The following is a 16,576-nucleotide window of genomic DNA, read 5'->3' on the forward strand; positions in this document are numbered from 1 at the left end:
ACCGAGAAAACGGTTAAAAAGCAACAGCGTCGTCAACACTCTTCTTGGTCTTTTTATCAGTTGAGAAAGTTTATTGAGTATAAAGCGGCGATCGCTGGCGTGCCGGTGGTATTGGTTCATCCAAAAAATACTTCCCGCACCTGTCCGGTTTGCGGACATGTGGCCAAAGAAAACAGACCGTCAAGGGATCAGTTTTGTTGTCGAGCTTGTGGGTACGCTGCCCCTGCCGACAACGTGGCTGCGGAAAACATCCGCAGGGCTGCTGTCAACCAGCCGAACGCGGCAGCCAATTAGGCTAGCTGCAAGCCCACGGCTTTAGCCGTTGGGTAGTTGACCGCATGGATAGAAAGGAGAAATGGTCATGGATAAGATAAAAGAATTCGCGCAATGGATTATGGATGCAAAGAAAATTACGGTGTTGACCGGAGCGGGAATGAGCACCGAATCGGGAATTCCGGATTTTCGCAGCGAAAACGGTATTTATGCGCAAGAGGAAAATGTCGAGCATTATATTTCTGAATATTACTTTAACAATCACCCTGTTGATTTTTGGCATCAATTTAAACGTATTTTTTCATTGAAATTAATGGGAAATTTTGCGCCAAATCAAGGCCACCTCTTTTTGAAACGGCTAGAAGATATGGGAAAAAAGGTGGTGATTTTGACGCAAAATATTGACGGGTTGCACGAGAAAGCGGGAAGCACTAATGTGATTGAGTTACACGGTACGTTGCAAACGGCAACATGCCCGAAATGCCAAACAAAATATGATTTAGCGTTTATCAATAGCCACGATGTGCCGCGGTGTGTGCGGACATTGGAAAACGGGGAAACATGCAATGAAATTTTAAAGCCGGATGTTGTCTTGTTTGGGGGAATGGTTTCACGATTCGAAGAGGCGCTGCAAGCCGCAGATGGAAGCGATTTGTTGATCGCGATGGGAACGAGTCTGGAAGTTGCTCCAGTTAATTTAATTCCTGCCTATGTCGCCGCGGAAGCCCCTCATATCCGCAAAGTTCTCGTTAATAAAACGCCGACGAAAATGAATGATTTATTTGACATCGTCCTCCACGCAGGAATCGGGGAGACGGTTGCCAAAGTACAGCAATATATCGCAGATGCGCGTTGAACATCGGTTCAACTGCATCTGCTTATTTTACAGTTTTTTTAATCGACTTTTCGAGAAGAAAATGATAGTTGTAATAGAATCAAAAAAATATTGTATTTTTCAAAATTTTAGAATATAATAACATTAACATACCAACTGGTTGGTATAATTTTTGGCAACACGCATATGTATGAATAGGGAAGTTTAGATGGAATGGAGGGGCTACGATGCATTTGCGCCTTACGGACGAACAGCGAATGGTGCAAAAAGCAATCAGAAAATTTGTCGAAAAAGAATTAATGCCGTTAGAAAACGAAGTGTTGCGAAACGAACGGGAAGGAAAACCGGGACTGTCTGAGGAGAAATTGAAAGAATTGCAGTTAAAAGCGAAAGAAGCGGGGTTTTGGGGGATCAATACACCAGAAGAATACGGCGGCGCCAACCTCGGTCATGTGATGCAGGCGATTGTGACGATGGAAGTGTCGAAAACGTTTGTTCCATTCCGGTTTGGCGGGTCAGCAGATAATATTCTCTATTACGCGAACGAAGAACAAAAGAAAAAATATTTGCTACCGACCATTAACGGTGAAAAAAAATCGTGCTTTGCCATAACGGAGCCAGGAGCAGGGTCGGATACGAGAAACATTAAAATGGCAGCAGTAAAAGATGGAAGCGAATGGGTATTAAATGGGGAAAAAACGTTTATCACCGGCGGAAACGAAGCGGATTTTGTGATGGTCATTGCCATTACGGACAAAGAACGCCACCAAGCGACGAACGGGCGGGAAGGAGTTACTTGTTTTATTGTGGACCGCGAAATGGGTTGGCGTTCCGAGCCGATACATACGATGGGGCCATCGACACCGGCCAGCTTAATTTTTGAAAATGTGCGCGTGCCGGAAGAAAACATTTTAGGAGAATTGCATGGCGGCTATAAGCTTGGGTTGGAATGGATCGGATATGCCCGCTGGATTGTCGGCGCCCGCGCGGTCGGAGCGGCGGAACGGCTGCTGCAAATGGCGATTGATTACGCGAAAGAGCGCGTGACGTTTGGCAAGCCGATCGCGGAAAGGCAAGCGATTCAATGGATGATCGCCGATTCGGCCGTCGAAATTGAAGCGGCGAAATGGCTCGTGCTAAACGCGGCGTTTACGCTCGACCAAGGCGAAGACAACCGCCATTTAGCTTCGATGGCGAAATTGTTTGGCGCTAACATGGGCAATCGCGTCGTTGACCGTGTGATGCAAATTCATGGCGGCATGGGCTACACGAAAGAAATGCCGATCGAACGCTGGTACCGCGACGCGAGACTTTGGCGCATTTATGACGGCACCGATGAAATTCAGCGCATGATTATTGCGAGAAACTTGTTAAAAGGTCATGTGAAGCTTGGCCAATTTTTATAAAAAATGAAAGCGCTGTCTTAATATTTGTAAATTTTTTATAAAAAAAGATTTTATGAGGGAGGAGTAAACGAATGAGCGAAAGATTTAAAGGAAGAGTGGCGTTCGTCACAGGCGGAAGCCGCGGAATTGGAAAAGCGATTGTCGAACGTTTTGCTGAAGAAGGAGCGAAAGTGGCGTTCATCGACTTAAATGAAGAAGCGTTGCACATAACGGCAAAGGAATTAAAAGAAAAAGGCTATGAAGTATATGCGAAAGTCGCGAGCGTCACCGACCGTGAGCAAGTCGAAACAGCGGTAAAAGAAATTGTTGACCAATTCGGGTCGATCGATATTCTCGTCAACAACGCCGGAGTCATTCGCGACAACTTGTTGTTTAAAATGACGGATGATGACTGGAAAACTGTGATGGATGTCCATTTAAAAGGTGCGTTTTATTGCGCTCGCGCCGTTCAAAAATATATGGTCGAAAAACGGTATGGCCGCATTATTAACATTTCTTCGACATCCGCCCTCGGCAACCGCGGTCAGGCGAATTATGCCGCAGCGAAAGCGGGTATTCAAGGATTTACAAAAACGTTGGCGATTGAATTGGGCAAATTCGGCATCACCACGAACGCGGTCGCGCCTGGATTTATCGAAACGGATATGACGAAAGCGACGGCGGAAAGATTAGGAATTTCGTTTGAAGAATTGATTCAAGCAAGTGTGGCGAAAATTCCGGTTGGAAGAAGCGGCAAGCCGGAAGATGTCGCCCAGGCAGTCGCTTTCTTCGCCGATGAGAAATCTTCGTTTATTAACGGCCAAGTGTTATACGTGGCCGGAGGTCCGAAATGTTAACGGAGTAGGAGGAACGACGCATGTTTTCTGAATATATCGGAAGATGTTCCAATAAAGTAAAAAATGTCGTCGAGCGGGGAGCGGTCAAAAAATTTGCTGAAGCGATCGGCGACTCCCATCCAATTTACTGGGATGAGGAAACGGGAAAAAAATCACGCTATCAAAGAAACATTGCGCCCCCGACATTTCCAAGGGTGTTTGACTACGGTGCGATCGAAGGATTGAAGCTTCCAAGCAAAGGGCTGATTCACGGCGAGCAGCGGTTTCATTACGAGAGACCGCTTTATGTCGGCGAGGAATTGTATTGCTATTCAAAAGTGGAAGATTACTATGAAAAGCAAAGCAGCATGGGGAAGCTTGGATTTTTAGTCATCACCAACTATGGCGAAGATTCATCTGGGAATGTCATTTTTACCTCCACATCCACGATTATTATTACGGAAACGGTAAGAAAGGCGATGGTCGTATGACAAAGATGGTTGAACTGCAAGTTGGAGATTCGCTAAAAGAAGTGCAGCTTTCCCCTGTTTCCCGGCTTGACTTAATCAAATACGCTGGGGCATCCGGCGACTATAATCCGATTCATACGATCGATGAAGAAGCAAAAAAGGCCGGGCTGCCGGGAATTATTGCGCACGGAATGTGGACGATGGGAAATCTCGCAAAACTGTTTACGCCTTATTACGAAGAAGGATTTATTCAAGATTATTTCGTTCGCTTTAAATCAATGGTGTTTCTAAATGATGTCATCACATTAAAAGCGACGGTCAAAGAAAAGAAAGAGAAGAAACTATACTTTGACGTTTTTGCCGTCAATCAAAACGGGAAAGAAGTCGTAAAAGGAGAAGTGGTATTTTCTATCTACTAATCTCGACAGCCAAAATTTTTCCTTAAAAATGATAAGAGGTGAAAAAAGTGAAAAGAGATGCGGTCATCGTTTCCGCCGTCCGCACGGCGATCGCGAAACAAGGCGGTGCGTTAGCGACAGTGCCTGCGCATGTTTTTGGCGCGGAAGTCATAAAAGAAGCGATGCGGCGGGCCAACATCGGTCCGGAAATGGTCGATGACGTCATTATGGGCAATGTGTTAAGCGGCGGCGGGAATATCGCGCGGCTTACCGCCTTACAAACAGGATTGTCGCTTGAACTTACCGGCCTTACTGTAGACAGACAATGCGGTTCTGGCATTAACGCGGTCAACTTAGCGGCACAGGCGATCCGCGCAGGGGATGGCGATGTGTATGTCGCTGGAGGAGTGGAAAGTATGAGCCGTGCTCCGTACTTAATGGACCGTCCGGAAAAACCGTATAGTTCAACTCCGCCAAGTTTTCGAAAATCTCAGCTGTCCCCAAAAGAAATTGGCGATCCACCGATGGGGATTACGGCAGAAAACCTTGTTAAAAAATACGGGATCAGCAGAGAGGAACAGGATGAATTCGCGCTAAGAAGCCAGCAAAAAATGGCGCGGGCGATGAAAGAAGGACGATTTAAGGAACAAATCGTTCCGATTACCGTACCTGTCAAAAAAGGGGACCCAATCATTTTTGACACAGATGAACATCCGCGCCCGCAAACGTCGATGGAAGCGTTGTCAAAGCTGCCGCCAGCGTTTTTAGAAGGAGGAACTGTTACAGCGGGAAACAGTTCCGGGTTAAATGATGGGGCATCCGCATTAGTCATTATGGCGAGAGAAAAAGCAGAAGAACTGGGGCTTACGCCATTGGCGGTGATTCGCGCCTATGCGGTTGCCGGGGTTGATCCGAACATCATGGGAATCGGTCCGGTTCCGGCGACAAAAAAAGTGTTGAAAAAAGCAGGATTGTCGTTAGATGATATGGACTTGATCGAAATCAACGAAGCGTTTGCCGCCCAAGTGATTGCCTGCGACCGTGAACTGAACATGGACCCGGAAAAAGTGAACGTAAACGGCGGCGCGATTGCCCATGGACACCCGCTCGGCGCAACCGGCGCAATTTTAATAACAAAGGCGGTTTATGAATTACAACGTTCGGGCGGAAGATACGCGTTAATTACCGCATGTATCGGAGGCGGGCAAGGAATCGCTACGATTATCGAACGAGAATAAATGGCGAAAGGAATGGACATATGAAGGAAAAAATTATCGAAACAAGCATCGAACTATTTGATCAAAAAGGATTTAAAGAAACGTCCGTGCAAGAAATCGTCGAAGCGATGGGCGTAACGAAAGGAGCATTCTATTATTATTACAAAAGCAAAGAAGAACTACTAAAAGATATATGCATCTCCTATATAGAAGACCTTTTACAGCAGCAACAACACATTTTGCAAAATGTAGAGAAAAGCTGCACGGAAAAACTGCACGAAATCGTTTATATGCTCATTCGCAATATTAAAGCAAGGCGGAAAAGCGCGCGCATTTTCTTTCGGGAAATGCGACATTTACATGAAGCGCACTTGCAAGAAATCAAAGCAAAGCGGCGGGCGTTTCGCGAAAATTATCAAAAGCTTATTGAAGAAGGAATCGCAAAAGGAGAGTTTAAGCAAACGCATACCCCCCACATGGTTACGTTTGGAATTTTAGGCATTACAAATTGGAGTTATTACTGGTTTAATCCTGACGGAGAAATATCGGAAGAACAACTAGCAGAAATCTACGTGGATTTGATTTTAAATGGAATAAAAAATCAAGAGAAAAAATAAATTATGCATATTGGAAAGAGATGCTAAGCGTTTAGCGACGCATTCTCTTTCCATGAATTCAACTTTTCTTCATCGTCCAAGCCGTGATTTAGGGCTGCATCAGGATGGAGCGATGAAAATTTGCTGACGATGAAGTTCTTCATCATCTGCATCAATCAATAAGGAGATATAGACAATTTAAGAAATAATAATATTAGGAGCTGTGTCGAAAAAATTTTTTTGCCATCCCTGAAACGGCTACAACCGTTGATATATCAACATTTATAGAGGGAGGAAAATGGATGGAATTTTTTATACAGCAGTTGCTGAACGGATTGACAGTAGGAAGTGTTTACAGTTTGGTTGCTTTAGGATTGACGCTCGTATACGGAATTTTGCATATTCCGAATTTCGCCCATGGAGCGCTTTACATGATGGGTGGATACGTTACGTTAACAATGATGAGCAAATCTGGGCTTCCTTATTGGCTTGCCATTGTTATTTCCATGATCGTCATTGGAACGCTTGGAGTATTGTTGGAACGACTTGTTTTTTACCCTCTTCGTGATGCACCACCTCTCCACGATAAAATCGCTGCAATCGGCATCCTCTTATTTCTCGAAGCATTTGCCCAATTTGTATGGGGGGCTGACTATCAAACGATGCCAACTCCATACGGAAAAGTGGTAAATCTATTTGGGCTAACGTTGACTGCACAGCGGCTTCTCATCATCACATCCACCATTGCCATCATGGTTTTGTTGTACTTTTTCTTAAAAAAGACGTTTATCGGTGCCACGATTATTGCGATGTCGCAAAACCGTGAAGGAGCGAATTTAGTCGGAATTAATATAAACAAAGTGGCGATGATGACGTTTATGATTTCTGGAAGCCTCGCAGCGCTTGCCGCCTCCTTGGCGTCTCCTATTAATCTCGTCTTCCCAGGAATGGGACATCTCGTCATTTTAAAAGCTTTTGTCATCATTATTCTTGGCGGAATGGGAAGCGTCCCTGGAGCGATTATCGGCGGCTATATTCTAGGTTTTAGCGAAAGTTTAGGAGCCACTTATATTTCAAACGATTATAAAGATATTATCGCATTCGTCATTCTCGTCATTATTTTGACGATCAAACCGACTGGACTATTTGTCAGGAGGGGACAATCATGATCGCTGTTTTGAAACAAAAGAAAATCGCCGCGTTAGCGATTCTTTTTGCTCTTGCATTTCCTTTGCTGATTCCGAATAACTATTATTTGCACATGATGACCCTCTCGTTTATTTGGATGATTGCTGTTTATGGATTAAATTTGCTTGCCGGCTATACGGGATATTTATCGCTTGCGCATGCGGGCTTTTTTGCAATCGGCGCTTACACGCTCGCCATTTTGACGGTCAAAGCAGGATTAAATTTTTGGCTGGCGTTTTTTCTATCTTGCGTTATCTCGTCTTTCATTGGATTTTTAGTCGGTTTAGTCGCTTTACGGACAAAAGAACATTTTTTTGCCATTTATACGTTATGTGTCGGGTATATTATTTACCTTGTCATTGATAAATGGGATAACTTAACAGGAGGAGTTCGCGGTTTTATCGGTATTCCTTCTCCAGCAAACATTGGTCCAATTTCGTTTCAAACCCCTGTGTCGCAATATTACCTCGTCTTGTTTTTCTTGCTGCTTGTTGTTTTCGTTATGTATCGAATTGTTTACTCGTTAACTGGAAGAACGTATATTGCGATTCGCAATAGCGAGGAACTAGCGCTAACGATCGGAATTTCTACTATGAAAGATAAGTTAGTATCTTTTGTCTTGTCCATATTTTTTACTTCGTTAGCAGGTGCTCTTTACGCGTCATTTATCCGTTTTCTTGGCCCGGATATCGGCTACATTTCTGTAATGTTTGATTTATTAATTTTCCTTCTCGTCGGAGGAATCGGCACGATGTCCGGTCCGGTGGTTGGAACGTTGTTAATGACATCGATTTCGCAACAACTTCAATTTTTACAAGATTATCGAATGCTTATTTTTGGTCCGATTTTAACGTTGCTTGTTATTTTCTATCCGCGAGGCGTTGTGGGGGGAGTTATTCATTGGAAAACAAAACGGACAGAAAATAATCGAGACAGTCGAGTGGGTAAAATTTCTAGCCATTCTAGCAATGAAAAACAAGTGAAGGAGGGGTGAGCATGTTACTGGAAACAAAAAATTTGACAAAACGGTTTGGCGGATTAATTGCTGTCAACAATGTCAACTTTTCCATTGAGAGAGGGAAAATTAATGCGATTATCGGCCCAAATGGAGCGGGGAAGTCCACCTTTTTTAATCTGATCAGCGGTTTTCATAAGCCAACTGCGGGACAGATCATTTTTAAAGGAGAAGACATTACCCATTTGCCGGCAAACAAAAGAGCGAAACTAGGCATTGCCCGCACATTTCAAACAACCCATCTTTTTGAGCAGTCCACTGTTTTGGATAATGTGATCATCGGCCACCGCTTAAGAACATCGTCCACTTTGTTTGACGCTATTTTTCGTACGAAGCGGTTAAAAAGAGAAGAAGCGCAATGCAAGGAGAAGGCGATGGAAGTGTTGGAATTTGTCGGATTAACAGATGCTGCCCATAAAATCGTCGCCAACATTTCGCAAGAGGAGAAAAAACGTGCCGCTTTTGCGTTGGCGCTTGCTACAGATCCGGAAGTTATTCTTCTTGATGAACCAGCGGCTGGCGTAAACCCAGATGAAACCGAAGGGTTGGAAGAACTAATCGTAAAGATGGCAGAGTATGGGATTACGGTTTGTTTGATTGAACATAAAATGCAAATGATTATGAAGATTGCACATAAAATTATGGTTCTTAATTACGGTGAAAAAATCGCTGAAGGAACGCCGGAAGAGATTAAAAACAATGAAATTGTCATTCAGGCATATCTAGGAGGGAGCGCGATTGCTTGAATTAAGGAACGTCTCTGTCCAATATGGAAGCTTTACTGCCGTGCAAAACGTGAATATCCACGTTCATGAAGGAGAAATTGTTGTGCTGCTAGGTTCTAACGGCGCAGGGAAAAGCACCGTTTTTCGGACGATTAGCGGGTTAAATAAACTTTCAAAAGGTGAAATCGTTTTCAAAGGAAACCGCATTGATCGATATTCTCCTGACCGAATCGTTCAATTAGGGATCGTTCAATGCGCTGAAGGAAGAAAGTTATTTTCACGAATGACGGTTTATGAAAATTTATTGATGGGCGCTTATATTCATCGAAAAGAGAAAGAAAAAATCAAACAGTCACTCAATCATGTTTATGAATTGTTCCCTATTTTAAAGGAAAAACGAAACGATCTAGCCGGGGCGCTAAGCGGCGGTCAGCAACAAATGCTAGCCATTGGCAGGGCGTTAATGTCACGCCCGAAATTATTGCTGCTTGATGAACCGTCAATCGGTTTGGCTCCACTTATCGTAGAACAAATGTTTCAAATCATCAAGCAAATTAATAAGGAAGGAACAACGATTTTATTGGCGGAGCAAAATGCTCATGCCGCCCTTCATATTGCCCATAAAGGCTATGTGTTTGAAAACGGGACGATTGCTGTACAAGGAACGTCACAAGAATTATTTGCTAACGACAATGTCCATAAAGCATATATCGGAACATAAAAAGTAGTTAAATTTTTAGAATATTTATAATATTTAGAAATAAGGGGTGCAGTAAACAAAATGAATAAAATGAAATTATTTTTTATTACAACTGTTATGCTTGCAATGATGATTGTATTGGTGGCTTGCAATGGGAAAATATCTAGCAGTAGCAAAGAGGGAAACGGCAGCGGGGGTTCCAATACAGTTAATATTGGGTTTAGCGGCCCATTAAGCGGCCCTGCAGCATATTATGGCGAACGGACATTAAATGGTTTAAAACTAGCTGCGGAGGAAATAAACAATAGTGGCGGATTTGAAGTAAACGGAAAAAATATGAATTAAATGTGATCGCACTGGATGATAAATATTTGCCAAACGAAACAGCATCGAATGCGAAAAGACTAGTTCAGGAACATAAAACTCCGATTGTGTTTACTCCGCACAGCGGTGGGGTCATGGCGCTACAAGTATTTAACGAGGCAGAAAAATTTATTATCGGCGCATATACGAGCGAGCCGAAAATAACGCAAACTGGAAATTCGCTTACGGTTAGAATACCGCCGCGTTATGATAGTTATGTAGCGCCATTTACGCAGTACGCGATGAAACGATTCGGAAAAAAACTCGCCGCACTTCCGACCTCATCGCAATACGGAAAAGACTGGTCAGATACATTGCTTCCATATTGGGAAAAGCAAGGCGGAAAAGTCGTTTACAAAACTTCTATTGACTTTTCCAAAGATACGGACTTTTTTACCATTGTCACGAATGCGCTCAAAGAAAAGCCGGATGTTTTATTTATTGGAGGACCTTCGGAACCAACAGCAAAAGTTGCCAAACAAGCAAGGGAGTTAGGATTTAAAGGCGGATTTATCATTATGGACCAAGCGAAGCTTGATGAGATGAAAAAAGTGACTGGTTCTTACGACATGCTTGAAGGAGCGATCGGGGTCATGCCATTAGTGGAATCAGATGGTCCGGGAGTTCCGTCGTTTGTGAAAAACTATCGCGCAAAGTTTAATGAAGATCCAGGATCTGAAGCAGGATTCAATTACCTTGCATTATATGTATTTGTAGAGGCGATGAAAGCAGCAGGTACGGTTGACGATGCTACTGCGATTCGCCAACATATGCCTGAAGGATTAAAAAACTTGCCGAAAGACAAACAAGTATATGCCGTTTTGAAAATTGATGGCAACGGCGGACTGGAGTCGCTACAAAACATCGCAGCGGTAGAAAATGGTAAAATTGTGCCAATAAAAATAAAAAAATACGCATTTGCTTACGGCAATAATCAAAAAATGGATAACTATAGTATTAGAAAGACATTGGATCACACATCGATTTGGTTTGTGCCGATGGTCAATCCAGATGGAGTCACGCTTGTGCAACGAGGATATAAAGCTGTGAAAAATTCCAATCTTGTTTTAAAAATTAATAGAGGGAAAAAAGATTTTTCTGCTTGGAAAGCAAATATTCGTGGAGTCGATTTAAATAGACAATATGATGCATATTGGAAAACGATTTGCTGCAATCCTGGAAAGCCATGGTATAAAAACTATAAAGGACCGCGTCCATATAGTGAGCCTGAAGCACAGGCAATGCGAGACTTTACGCTTGCCCATAATTTTCTAACTACTGTTTCTTACCACTCTTCCGGACAAATCATTTATTGGCATTTTCATCAATCGAAAACACAAGCACAACGAGATTATCGCCTTGCGCTAATGTTATCAAAGAAAACGAAATATTCGTTAGTGAAACCAACGAAAAACCCGAGCGGCGGCGGTTATAAAGATTGGTTTGTCATTCGGTTTAAACGGCCAGGCTTTACGATTGAAGTCGCTCCATATGTCGGAGAACGACCTGTACCTTTAAAGTATTTTCCTTCGATTTGGAACAAAAACAATTCTGTTCCAATTATATTGGCAAATTCCGTCTAATCATAACGGAAAGACGGTAAAACAGCCTCTTATCTTTGCACGGTAAGAGGCTGTTTTGTGTGATTGATTTAATTTATTAAACTATGTTCTAAATAATCAACAAAAAAGAAAAAAATACTCTAAATCAAAGCCCACCTCCTTCAAATGGACGGAATGAAAACTCCATCATAGAAACAAGCGAACATATGTGCTATAATGAAAATACCTTTTACAATTTCTCTATAAAAGCGGAAGATATGAAAGTTGTACGTAAAATCTCCCATCATCATACGCCGATACTGATCGAAAAACGATATAGCGTGCCGGGTTCAATGTGCAAGAAACCAGAATTTTAAGGCTGAAACGGTCCATACATCTTTATCCACTTCTCTTCATTAAAAAAAGATTACCCAAGTAACTCCTACAAACTACAAAATCAAAAAAGGAGAAAAACAACATGGAAGCAACGCGCCAAAAATACGGTCGTGTCATTTTGCATGTCGATTGTAATTCATTTTTCGCGAGTTGCGAAATCGCGCGAGATCCATCGTTAAAAGATAGAGCGGTTGTTGTAGCGGGAGATCCAAAAGAACGGAAAGGCGTTGTGCTAGCAGCAAATTATATCGCCAAACAACGTTTTGGCATTTACACGACGATGCCGTTATGGGAAGCGAAGAAAAGATGCCCTCATCTTGTCATATTGAAGCCCGACTTTCACTTATACCGCGATATAAGCGAGAAAGTGTTTCAATTTTTGAAGACGTTTACCCCTGTTTTGGAACCTGCTTCGATTGATGAAGGATATTTAGATATCACCGATTGTTATTCGGGCGGTTCACCGTTGGGCATCGCAGAGCAAATCCAAAAAGGATTGTTAAAAACGCTACATATTCCTGTAAGCATTGGCATTGCGCCAAATAAGTTTTTGGCCAAAATGGCAAGCGACATGAAAAAACCGTTAGGCATTACCGTTCTGCGCAAGCGCGATGTGCCAAAAATCCTTTGGCCTCTCCCTGTTCAGCAGATGCACGGTGTTGGTGAGAAAACAGCAAAAAAATTAAATGATATTGGTATCTTTACGATCGGTGAGCTGGCGAAGGCGGAAAAGGTGATATTGCAAAATTTGCTTGGCGTCAATGGAGTTCGTTTAAAAGAGCGGGCGAATGGGGTGGATCCTCGTCCGGTAGACCCAGAAGAAGGAAGAAAATGGAAATATATTGGGAATTCCACGACACTTTCCCGCAATGTGACGGAGGAGAGAGTGTTACTTGAAGTGCTGCGCGCTTTGGCGCAATCCGTCAGCCAACGAATGAAACAGAAGCGTGTCGTCTCTTCCACCATCCAAATTATGATCCGCTACAGCAATTTTCAAACGATCACCCGCAGTAAAACATGGGAAAATCCAGTCCAAGAGGCAGAAGAAATTTTTCAACGTGCCGTCTACTTATTAAAGCGCCATTGGAACGGCAATCCGATAAGACTGTTAGGAATTACCGCCGTCGACGTGTTTGATAAAAAGGAAGCTGTGAAACAATTAGACTTGTTTCACTTTGAAGAAGACGCCAAAAAAGAAGCATTATGGAATACGATTGAGCGCCTTCAGCAAAAATTCGGCGATGGCATCATTCAAAAAGGAGTTGAACTTTTTCGGAGACAAAAGCGGTGATAAAACGATTATTAATGTAAGAAACGAATAAGATAGGGATAGCGCCAGTGCGGAGGCAATTACGCCCCTCGTTGTTTCAAAAACGGCAAGCCGATATTTCATTGATCATAGAGAGAATACTTTTAGAAAGTGTGGTTGATGTTTATTTAACAACAATGATAATATTGATGTATATACATCAACAAAAAAGAGGGATGCTATGAAACCAATACCAGCTATCTGTGTTGCCGCCGATGTCAAGAAGTCGAAACAGATGGAAAAAACTCGTTTGCTAAATATTCTGAGCGAATGCGAACAGGCAATCAATAAGCGATTTCATCACGATTTACTCGTTCCGTTTATGATCCGAAACGGGGATGAGCTGATTGGGGTCATCGCAAACTTTGCTAACACATACCCGCTTATTGATTATATTGTGCAACAATCTCATTTACATCGATGCCCGTTTTACCTAGGGATTGGCGTTGGAAATTTAGAAACGATGAATACAACCGATGTCCATGCGATAAATGGAAGCGCGGTATTACATGCATTTGAAGCACGAGACAAACACTTAAAAGAAAACAAGGAGAAAATAAAAATTTGGAACGAAAGAGAAACAGAAACAAGTTTTTATATTTTATCTGAACCACTGCCTTCCGAACCGCTTAATACGCTATTAGGATTTATCTTATCAATAAAGCGAAAATGGACAGATAAGCAAAAGCAAGTCATTTATTTAATGGAACAATATCCTGAATGGACATATGAAAAAATCGGCAACCATTTGGGATACAAATCGCCTATTTCTACCGTCAGTTATTTACTGAAACGCGCCGATTATCAAAAATTGAAGATGGCAGAAGCTAGCCTGACTCAACTGTTGCTTTTGTATCAAACCCTTTTAAAAGCATAAGGAGCGATTGGCATTGTGGATATATTTTTACGCCGCACATTTGCTAGGAGATTTTATGTTCCAACCGGACCGATGCGTCAACGGAAGAAAGGAGAGGCCGATTCTTTTCCTAGGTAAACATGTCGCCATTCATATCGTTCTGATGGCCATCGCCAGCTTTATAGCGATGTCGATGAATAACTCTTTTCATCTTCCTGTTTTTTTATTGTCTGGACAGGCAATTTTACTTATTTCTATTTGTCATTATCTTATTGACTATGGCAAAATGAAGCTGAATGATAACTTGAAAGGAACAGGCAATCAAGCATTTTTATTTCTTCTTGACCAAATGCTTCACTTTTTGACCATTTGGATCGCTTTTCATGGCCTGCACATTTCAACGCGGCTATTAGACAACGGCACAGCTTCTTTTTTTAGAGGATGGACCACGGACGAAAAAATCGTCGCTACAGGTTGTGTCTTTATTTTAGCTACGTATGGCGCCGACCGTTTTCTGCAAATTGTGTTGCAAGACATTATGCCGAATCACGAACTGCAGGAAGGGATTTATCGTTTATCTGATGAAAAAAATGGAAGTAAAAATAAGACACAAGAATGACGGGGGACAGGAAGTCGAAATTACTACCGTAAAAACGGAACAATTTTTTCGCGATTCTCCCGCAAAAATCGGTTCCATCATTGGTATGTTGGAACGAATGCTGATCGTCATTTTTATGATAATGGATATGGTGCAAGGGCTTGCGTTTTTGGCGGCGCTAAAAACGTTGGCCCGTTTCAAGCAATTTGAACATAAACAGTTTTCCGAGTATTATCTCATCGGCACTTTGTCAAGCGCCGTTATTGGTATTTTGCTAGGAATAGTTGCTTCACAGATTTGGTGAATCCATTTTGCAGCCATGATCATATCGTGAATAACAAAAGGCTGCATCTTTATGATCCAGGTTATTCTAAAAATACTGCTTCCAACAAGTTTCGGATGTCCATTTGCTTATTGGACGATGGCACAAACACGTACCTTTTTATTAATCATCGGGATGCTTCCATTTTGGAATTGGCTGCGTCATCACCCTCGCTTTCAAGCGGCGCTTGGCGGCATTAACGCAGCGGTCGTAGGCATTTTGCTGGCGGCGCTGTATCATCCGGTATGGACGAAGGCGGTAAAAAGTCCTCTTGATTTCTCCTTAGCGTTGGCGGCATTTGCTTTATTAACGATTTGGAAATGGCCGCCTTGGCTTGTGGTCGTATTTTCGTTTGCAGCGGGAGCGATTTTTTCCTTTGTTTTATGAGCCACCTTTATTTTATGTACAATATTTACTAATAATTTACATATTTTCCTTTTAAAAATTACGAGAAGTACAAACATTGTTTAGCCTTTGCCACTTACTTAAAGTGGCAAAGGCTTTGCTGGCTATAAGCCGTTTGTTAATTGCTCTAATCTTTCGGCCGATACAGCGACATTGTTCGTGGCGTCATTAATATCTGTGACCACGTCTACGTATCGTTTCATCTTTTCGTGAATCCGTTGATTTTGGGTGCGAATTTGCTGGAGCGACTGTGATAGCGCTTCAAAAAATTGATGAAATTTCTCCATATCGCTTGTCCCACGGTCAATCAATGCGTGTGCTGAATTGATTGATTCGGAAATGGCTTCTATCTTTCGATTTAAGTCGTTTAAAATGTTTGTGACGTCAGCGACAGATTTTTTCGTTTGGAAAGCAAGCTTTCGCACTTCATCAGCGACAACAGCAAATCCTTTACCGTGTTCTCCCGCGCGTGCCGCTTCGATCGAAGCGTTCAACGAGAGCAGGTTTGTCTGATCAGCAATCTCTGTCACGATACCGTTAATTCCTGCGATATCACGGGCTGATTGTTGTAAGCTGTTGATTTCTGCATGGATCTCTTTCATCATTGTTTGAATATGGCGGATTTCTGATAATTGTTTTTGCAATTTTTCTTGACCTTCGGCAGAATGACGCTCGCTTTTTTCAGAAATAGAAGAGGCTTCCTCGATTGATTGTAAAATGTTCATCGCTTCCGCTGTCAATTCAGAAACCGAAGCATAGACTTCTTCGGATATACCGGAAAGTTCTTGCGCTGTCGCTTGCAATTGCAGTTTGAGATCATTTTTTACTTGCTCCATCTGCATTCGGATTTTTGATGATGTATAAAATTTTGTGTAACACATTTTGCTAGACCAAAAAAAAAAAGGTAGGGTATTCTCTGATTGAACGAAAAACATTCCAGAGAAAGGAGAACCCTACCTATGTCTAAAAGTATATCGAATATGGACTGGGCAAATCAACTGGAAAGTGTCATTCGTCAGTTTGTCAAAGAAAAATTAGAGCTGATCATGCGGGAAGAAATCAAAAATTTCCTCGAAATCGAACAGGCAGACACATCCAATATGAGAAACGGCTACTATCAACGAAATCTAGATACACAATATGGCCGG

Annotated in this window: 19 protein-coding genes and 2 pseudogenes; 20 read left to right on the forward strand and 1 reads right to left on the reverse strand. The window is 42.4% G+C overall.

The annotated features are described in order from the left end of the window. The 19 genes and pseudogenes from BM278_RS15625 to BM278_RS15710 all read left to right on the forward strand — a co-directional run. Positions 1 to 294, forward strand: a 294-nt coding sequence (locus BM278_RS15625) for a zinc ribbon domain-containing protein (RefSeq protein WP_143093466.1), incomplete at its 5' end; no start/stop codon positions are given. A 67-nt stretch (positions 295 to 361) separates the two neighbouring features. Continuing rightward, a complete protein-coding gene (locus tag BM278_RS15630) occupies positions 362 to 1,129 on the forward strand; it encodes an NAD-dependent protein deacylase (RefSeq protein WP_090951565.1) in 768 nt (255 codons plus the stop codon). A gap of 206 nt (positions 1,130 to 1,335) precedes the next feature. Then, positions 1,336 to 2,514, forward strand: coding sequence for an acyl-CoA dehydrogenase family protein (locus BM278_RS15635; protein ID WP_090951568.1), 1,179 nt, complete (start codon positions 1,336 to 1,338; stop codon positions 2,512 to 2,514). A gap of 71 nt (positions 2,515 to 2,585) precedes the next feature. Further along, positions 2,586 to 3,350 carry a 3-oxoacyl-ACP reductase FabG gene (gene fabG, locus BM278_RS15640; RefSeq protein WP_090951571.1) on the forward strand — a complete coding sequence of 255 codons (765 nt, stop codon included), beginning with the start codon at positions 2,586 to 2,588 and terminating at the stop codon, positions 3,348 to 3,350. Between the two features lie 20 nt (positions 3,351 to 3,370). Further along, on the forward strand, positions 3,371 to 3,820 hold the full coding sequence (locus BM278_RS15645; protein ID WP_090951576.1) for a MaoC family dehydratase N-terminal domain-containing protein: 450 nt from the start codon (positions 3,371 to 3,373) through the stop codon (positions 3,818 to 3,820). After that, positions 3,817 to 4,218: a MaoC family dehydratase gene (locus BM278_RS15650; RefSeq protein WP_090951578.1), complete on the forward strand. Its 402-nt coding sequence runs from the start codon at positions 3,817 to 3,819 to the stop codon at positions 4,216 to 4,218. Before BM278_RS15645 ends, BM278_RS15650 begins: the two co-directional genes overlap by 4 nt. 47 nt (positions 4,219 to 4,265) lie before the next feature. Further along, positions 4,266 to 5,435: a thiolase family protein gene (locus BM278_RS15655; RefSeq protein WP_090951581.1), complete on the forward strand. Its 1,170-nt coding sequence runs from the start codon at positions 4,266 to 4,268 to the stop codon at positions 5,433 to 5,435. A 20-nt stretch (positions 5,436 to 5,455) separates the two neighbouring features. Continuing rightward, positions 5,456 to 6,031: a TetR/AcrR family transcriptional regulator gene (locus BM278_RS15660; RefSeq protein WP_090951585.1), complete on the forward strand. Its 576-nt coding sequence runs from the start codon at positions 5,456 to 5,458 to the stop codon at positions 6,029 to 6,031. Positions 6,032 to 6,312: 281 nt separating this feature from the next. Further along, complete coding sequence (locus BM278_RS15665; RefSeq protein WP_090951588.1) at positions 6,313 to 7,179, forward strand: branched-chain amino acid ABC transporter permease; 867 nt, start codon at positions 6,313 to 6,315, stop codon at positions 7,177 to 7,179. Beyond that, positions 7,176 to 8,192 carry a branched-chain amino acid ABC transporter permease gene (locus BM278_RS15670; protein WP_425272988.1) on the forward strand — a complete coding sequence of 339 codons (1,017 nt, stop codon included), beginning with the start codon at positions 7,176 to 7,178 and terminating at the stop codon, positions 8,190 to 8,192. Before BM278_RS15665 ends, BM278_RS15670 begins: the two co-directional genes overlap by 4 nt. 2 nt (positions 8,193 to 8,194) lie before the next feature. Beyond that, positions 8,195 to 8,959 carry an ABC transporter ATP-binding protein gene (locus BM278_RS15675; RefSeq protein ID WP_090951592.1) on the forward strand — a complete coding sequence of 255 codons (765 nt, stop codon included), beginning with the start codon at positions 8,195 to 8,197 and terminating at the stop codon, positions 8,957 to 8,959. After that, positions 8,952 to 9,659, forward strand: coding sequence for an ABC transporter ATP-binding protein (locus BM278_RS15680; RefSeq protein WP_090951595.1), 708 nt, complete (start codon positions 8,952 to 8,954; stop codon positions 9,657 to 9,659). The genes BM278_RS15675 and BM278_RS15680 overlap by 8 nt, the downstream gene beginning before the upstream one ends. A 60-nt stretch (positions 9,660 to 9,719) precedes the next feature. Then, positions 9,720 to 10,912 (forward strand): annotated as a pseudogene (locus BM278_RS15685) (ABC transporter substrate-binding protein); the annotation flags it as partial. 30 nt (positions 10,913 to 10,942) lie between these two features. Next, entirely contained in the window at positions 10,943 to 11,584 is a 642-nt protein-coding gene (locus BM278_RS15690; protein ID WP_090951607.1) for a M14 family zinc carboxypeptidase, read from the forward strand. Between the two features lie 436 nt (positions 11,585 to 12,020). Beyond that, positions 12,021 to 13,229, forward strand: coding sequence for a DNA polymerase IV (locus tag BM278_RS15695; RefSeq protein ID WP_090951598.1), 1,209 nt, complete (start codon positions 12,021 to 12,023; stop codon positions 13,227 to 13,229). Between the two features lie 199 nt (positions 13,230 to 13,428). Beyond that, positions 13,429 to 14,124 (forward strand): SatD family protein, encoded by a 696-nt coding sequence (locus BM278_RS15700; RefSeq protein ID WP_090951601.1) that lies wholly within the window; start codon positions 13,429 to 13,431, stop codon positions 14,122 to 14,124. A 13-nt stretch (positions 14,125 to 14,137) separates the two neighbouring features. Beyond that, a complete protein-coding gene (locus BM278_RS15705) occupies positions 14,138 to 14,722 on the forward strand; it encodes a DUF3307 domain-containing protein (protein WP_244151197.1) in 585 nt (194 codons plus the stop codon). Beyond that, positions 14,685 to 15,005, forward strand: coding sequence for a hypothetical protein (locus tag BM278_RS19330; RefSeq protein ID WP_244151198.1), 321 nt, complete (start codon positions 14,685 to 14,687; stop codon positions 15,003 to 15,005). The genes BM278_RS15705 and BM278_RS19330 overlap by 38 nt, the downstream gene beginning before the upstream one ends. 132 nt (positions 15,006 to 15,137) lie before the next feature. Further along, a pseudogene (locus tag BM278_RS15710) lies at positions 15,138 to 15,410 on the forward strand (chromate transporter); the annotation flags it as partial. A 122-nt stretch (positions 15,411 to 15,532) separates the two neighbouring features. On the opposite strand, the gene BM278_RS15715 reads toward BM278_RS15710, so the two are convergent. Further along, positions 15,533 to 16,264 (reverse strand): methyl-accepting chemotaxis protein, encoded by a 732-nt coding sequence (locus tag BM278_RS15715; RefSeq protein WP_244151199.1) that lies wholly within the window; start codon positions 16,262 to 16,264, stop codon positions 15,533 to 15,535. A gap of 123 nt (positions 16,265 to 16,387) precedes the next feature. On the opposite strand from BM278_RS15715, the gene BM278_RS15720 reads away from it, so the two are divergent. Then, positions 16,388 to 16,576, forward strand: a 189-nt coding sequence (locus BM278_RS15720; RefSeq protein WP_208601822.1) for a transposase, incomplete at its 3' end; no start/stop codon positions are given.

Origin of the sequence: Parageobacillus thermantarcticus, assembly GCF_900111865.1 — a bacterium.
Classification (GTDB): domain Bacteria; phylum Bacillota; class Bacilli; order Bacillales; family Anoxybacillaceae; genus Parageobacillus; species Parageobacillus thermantarcticus.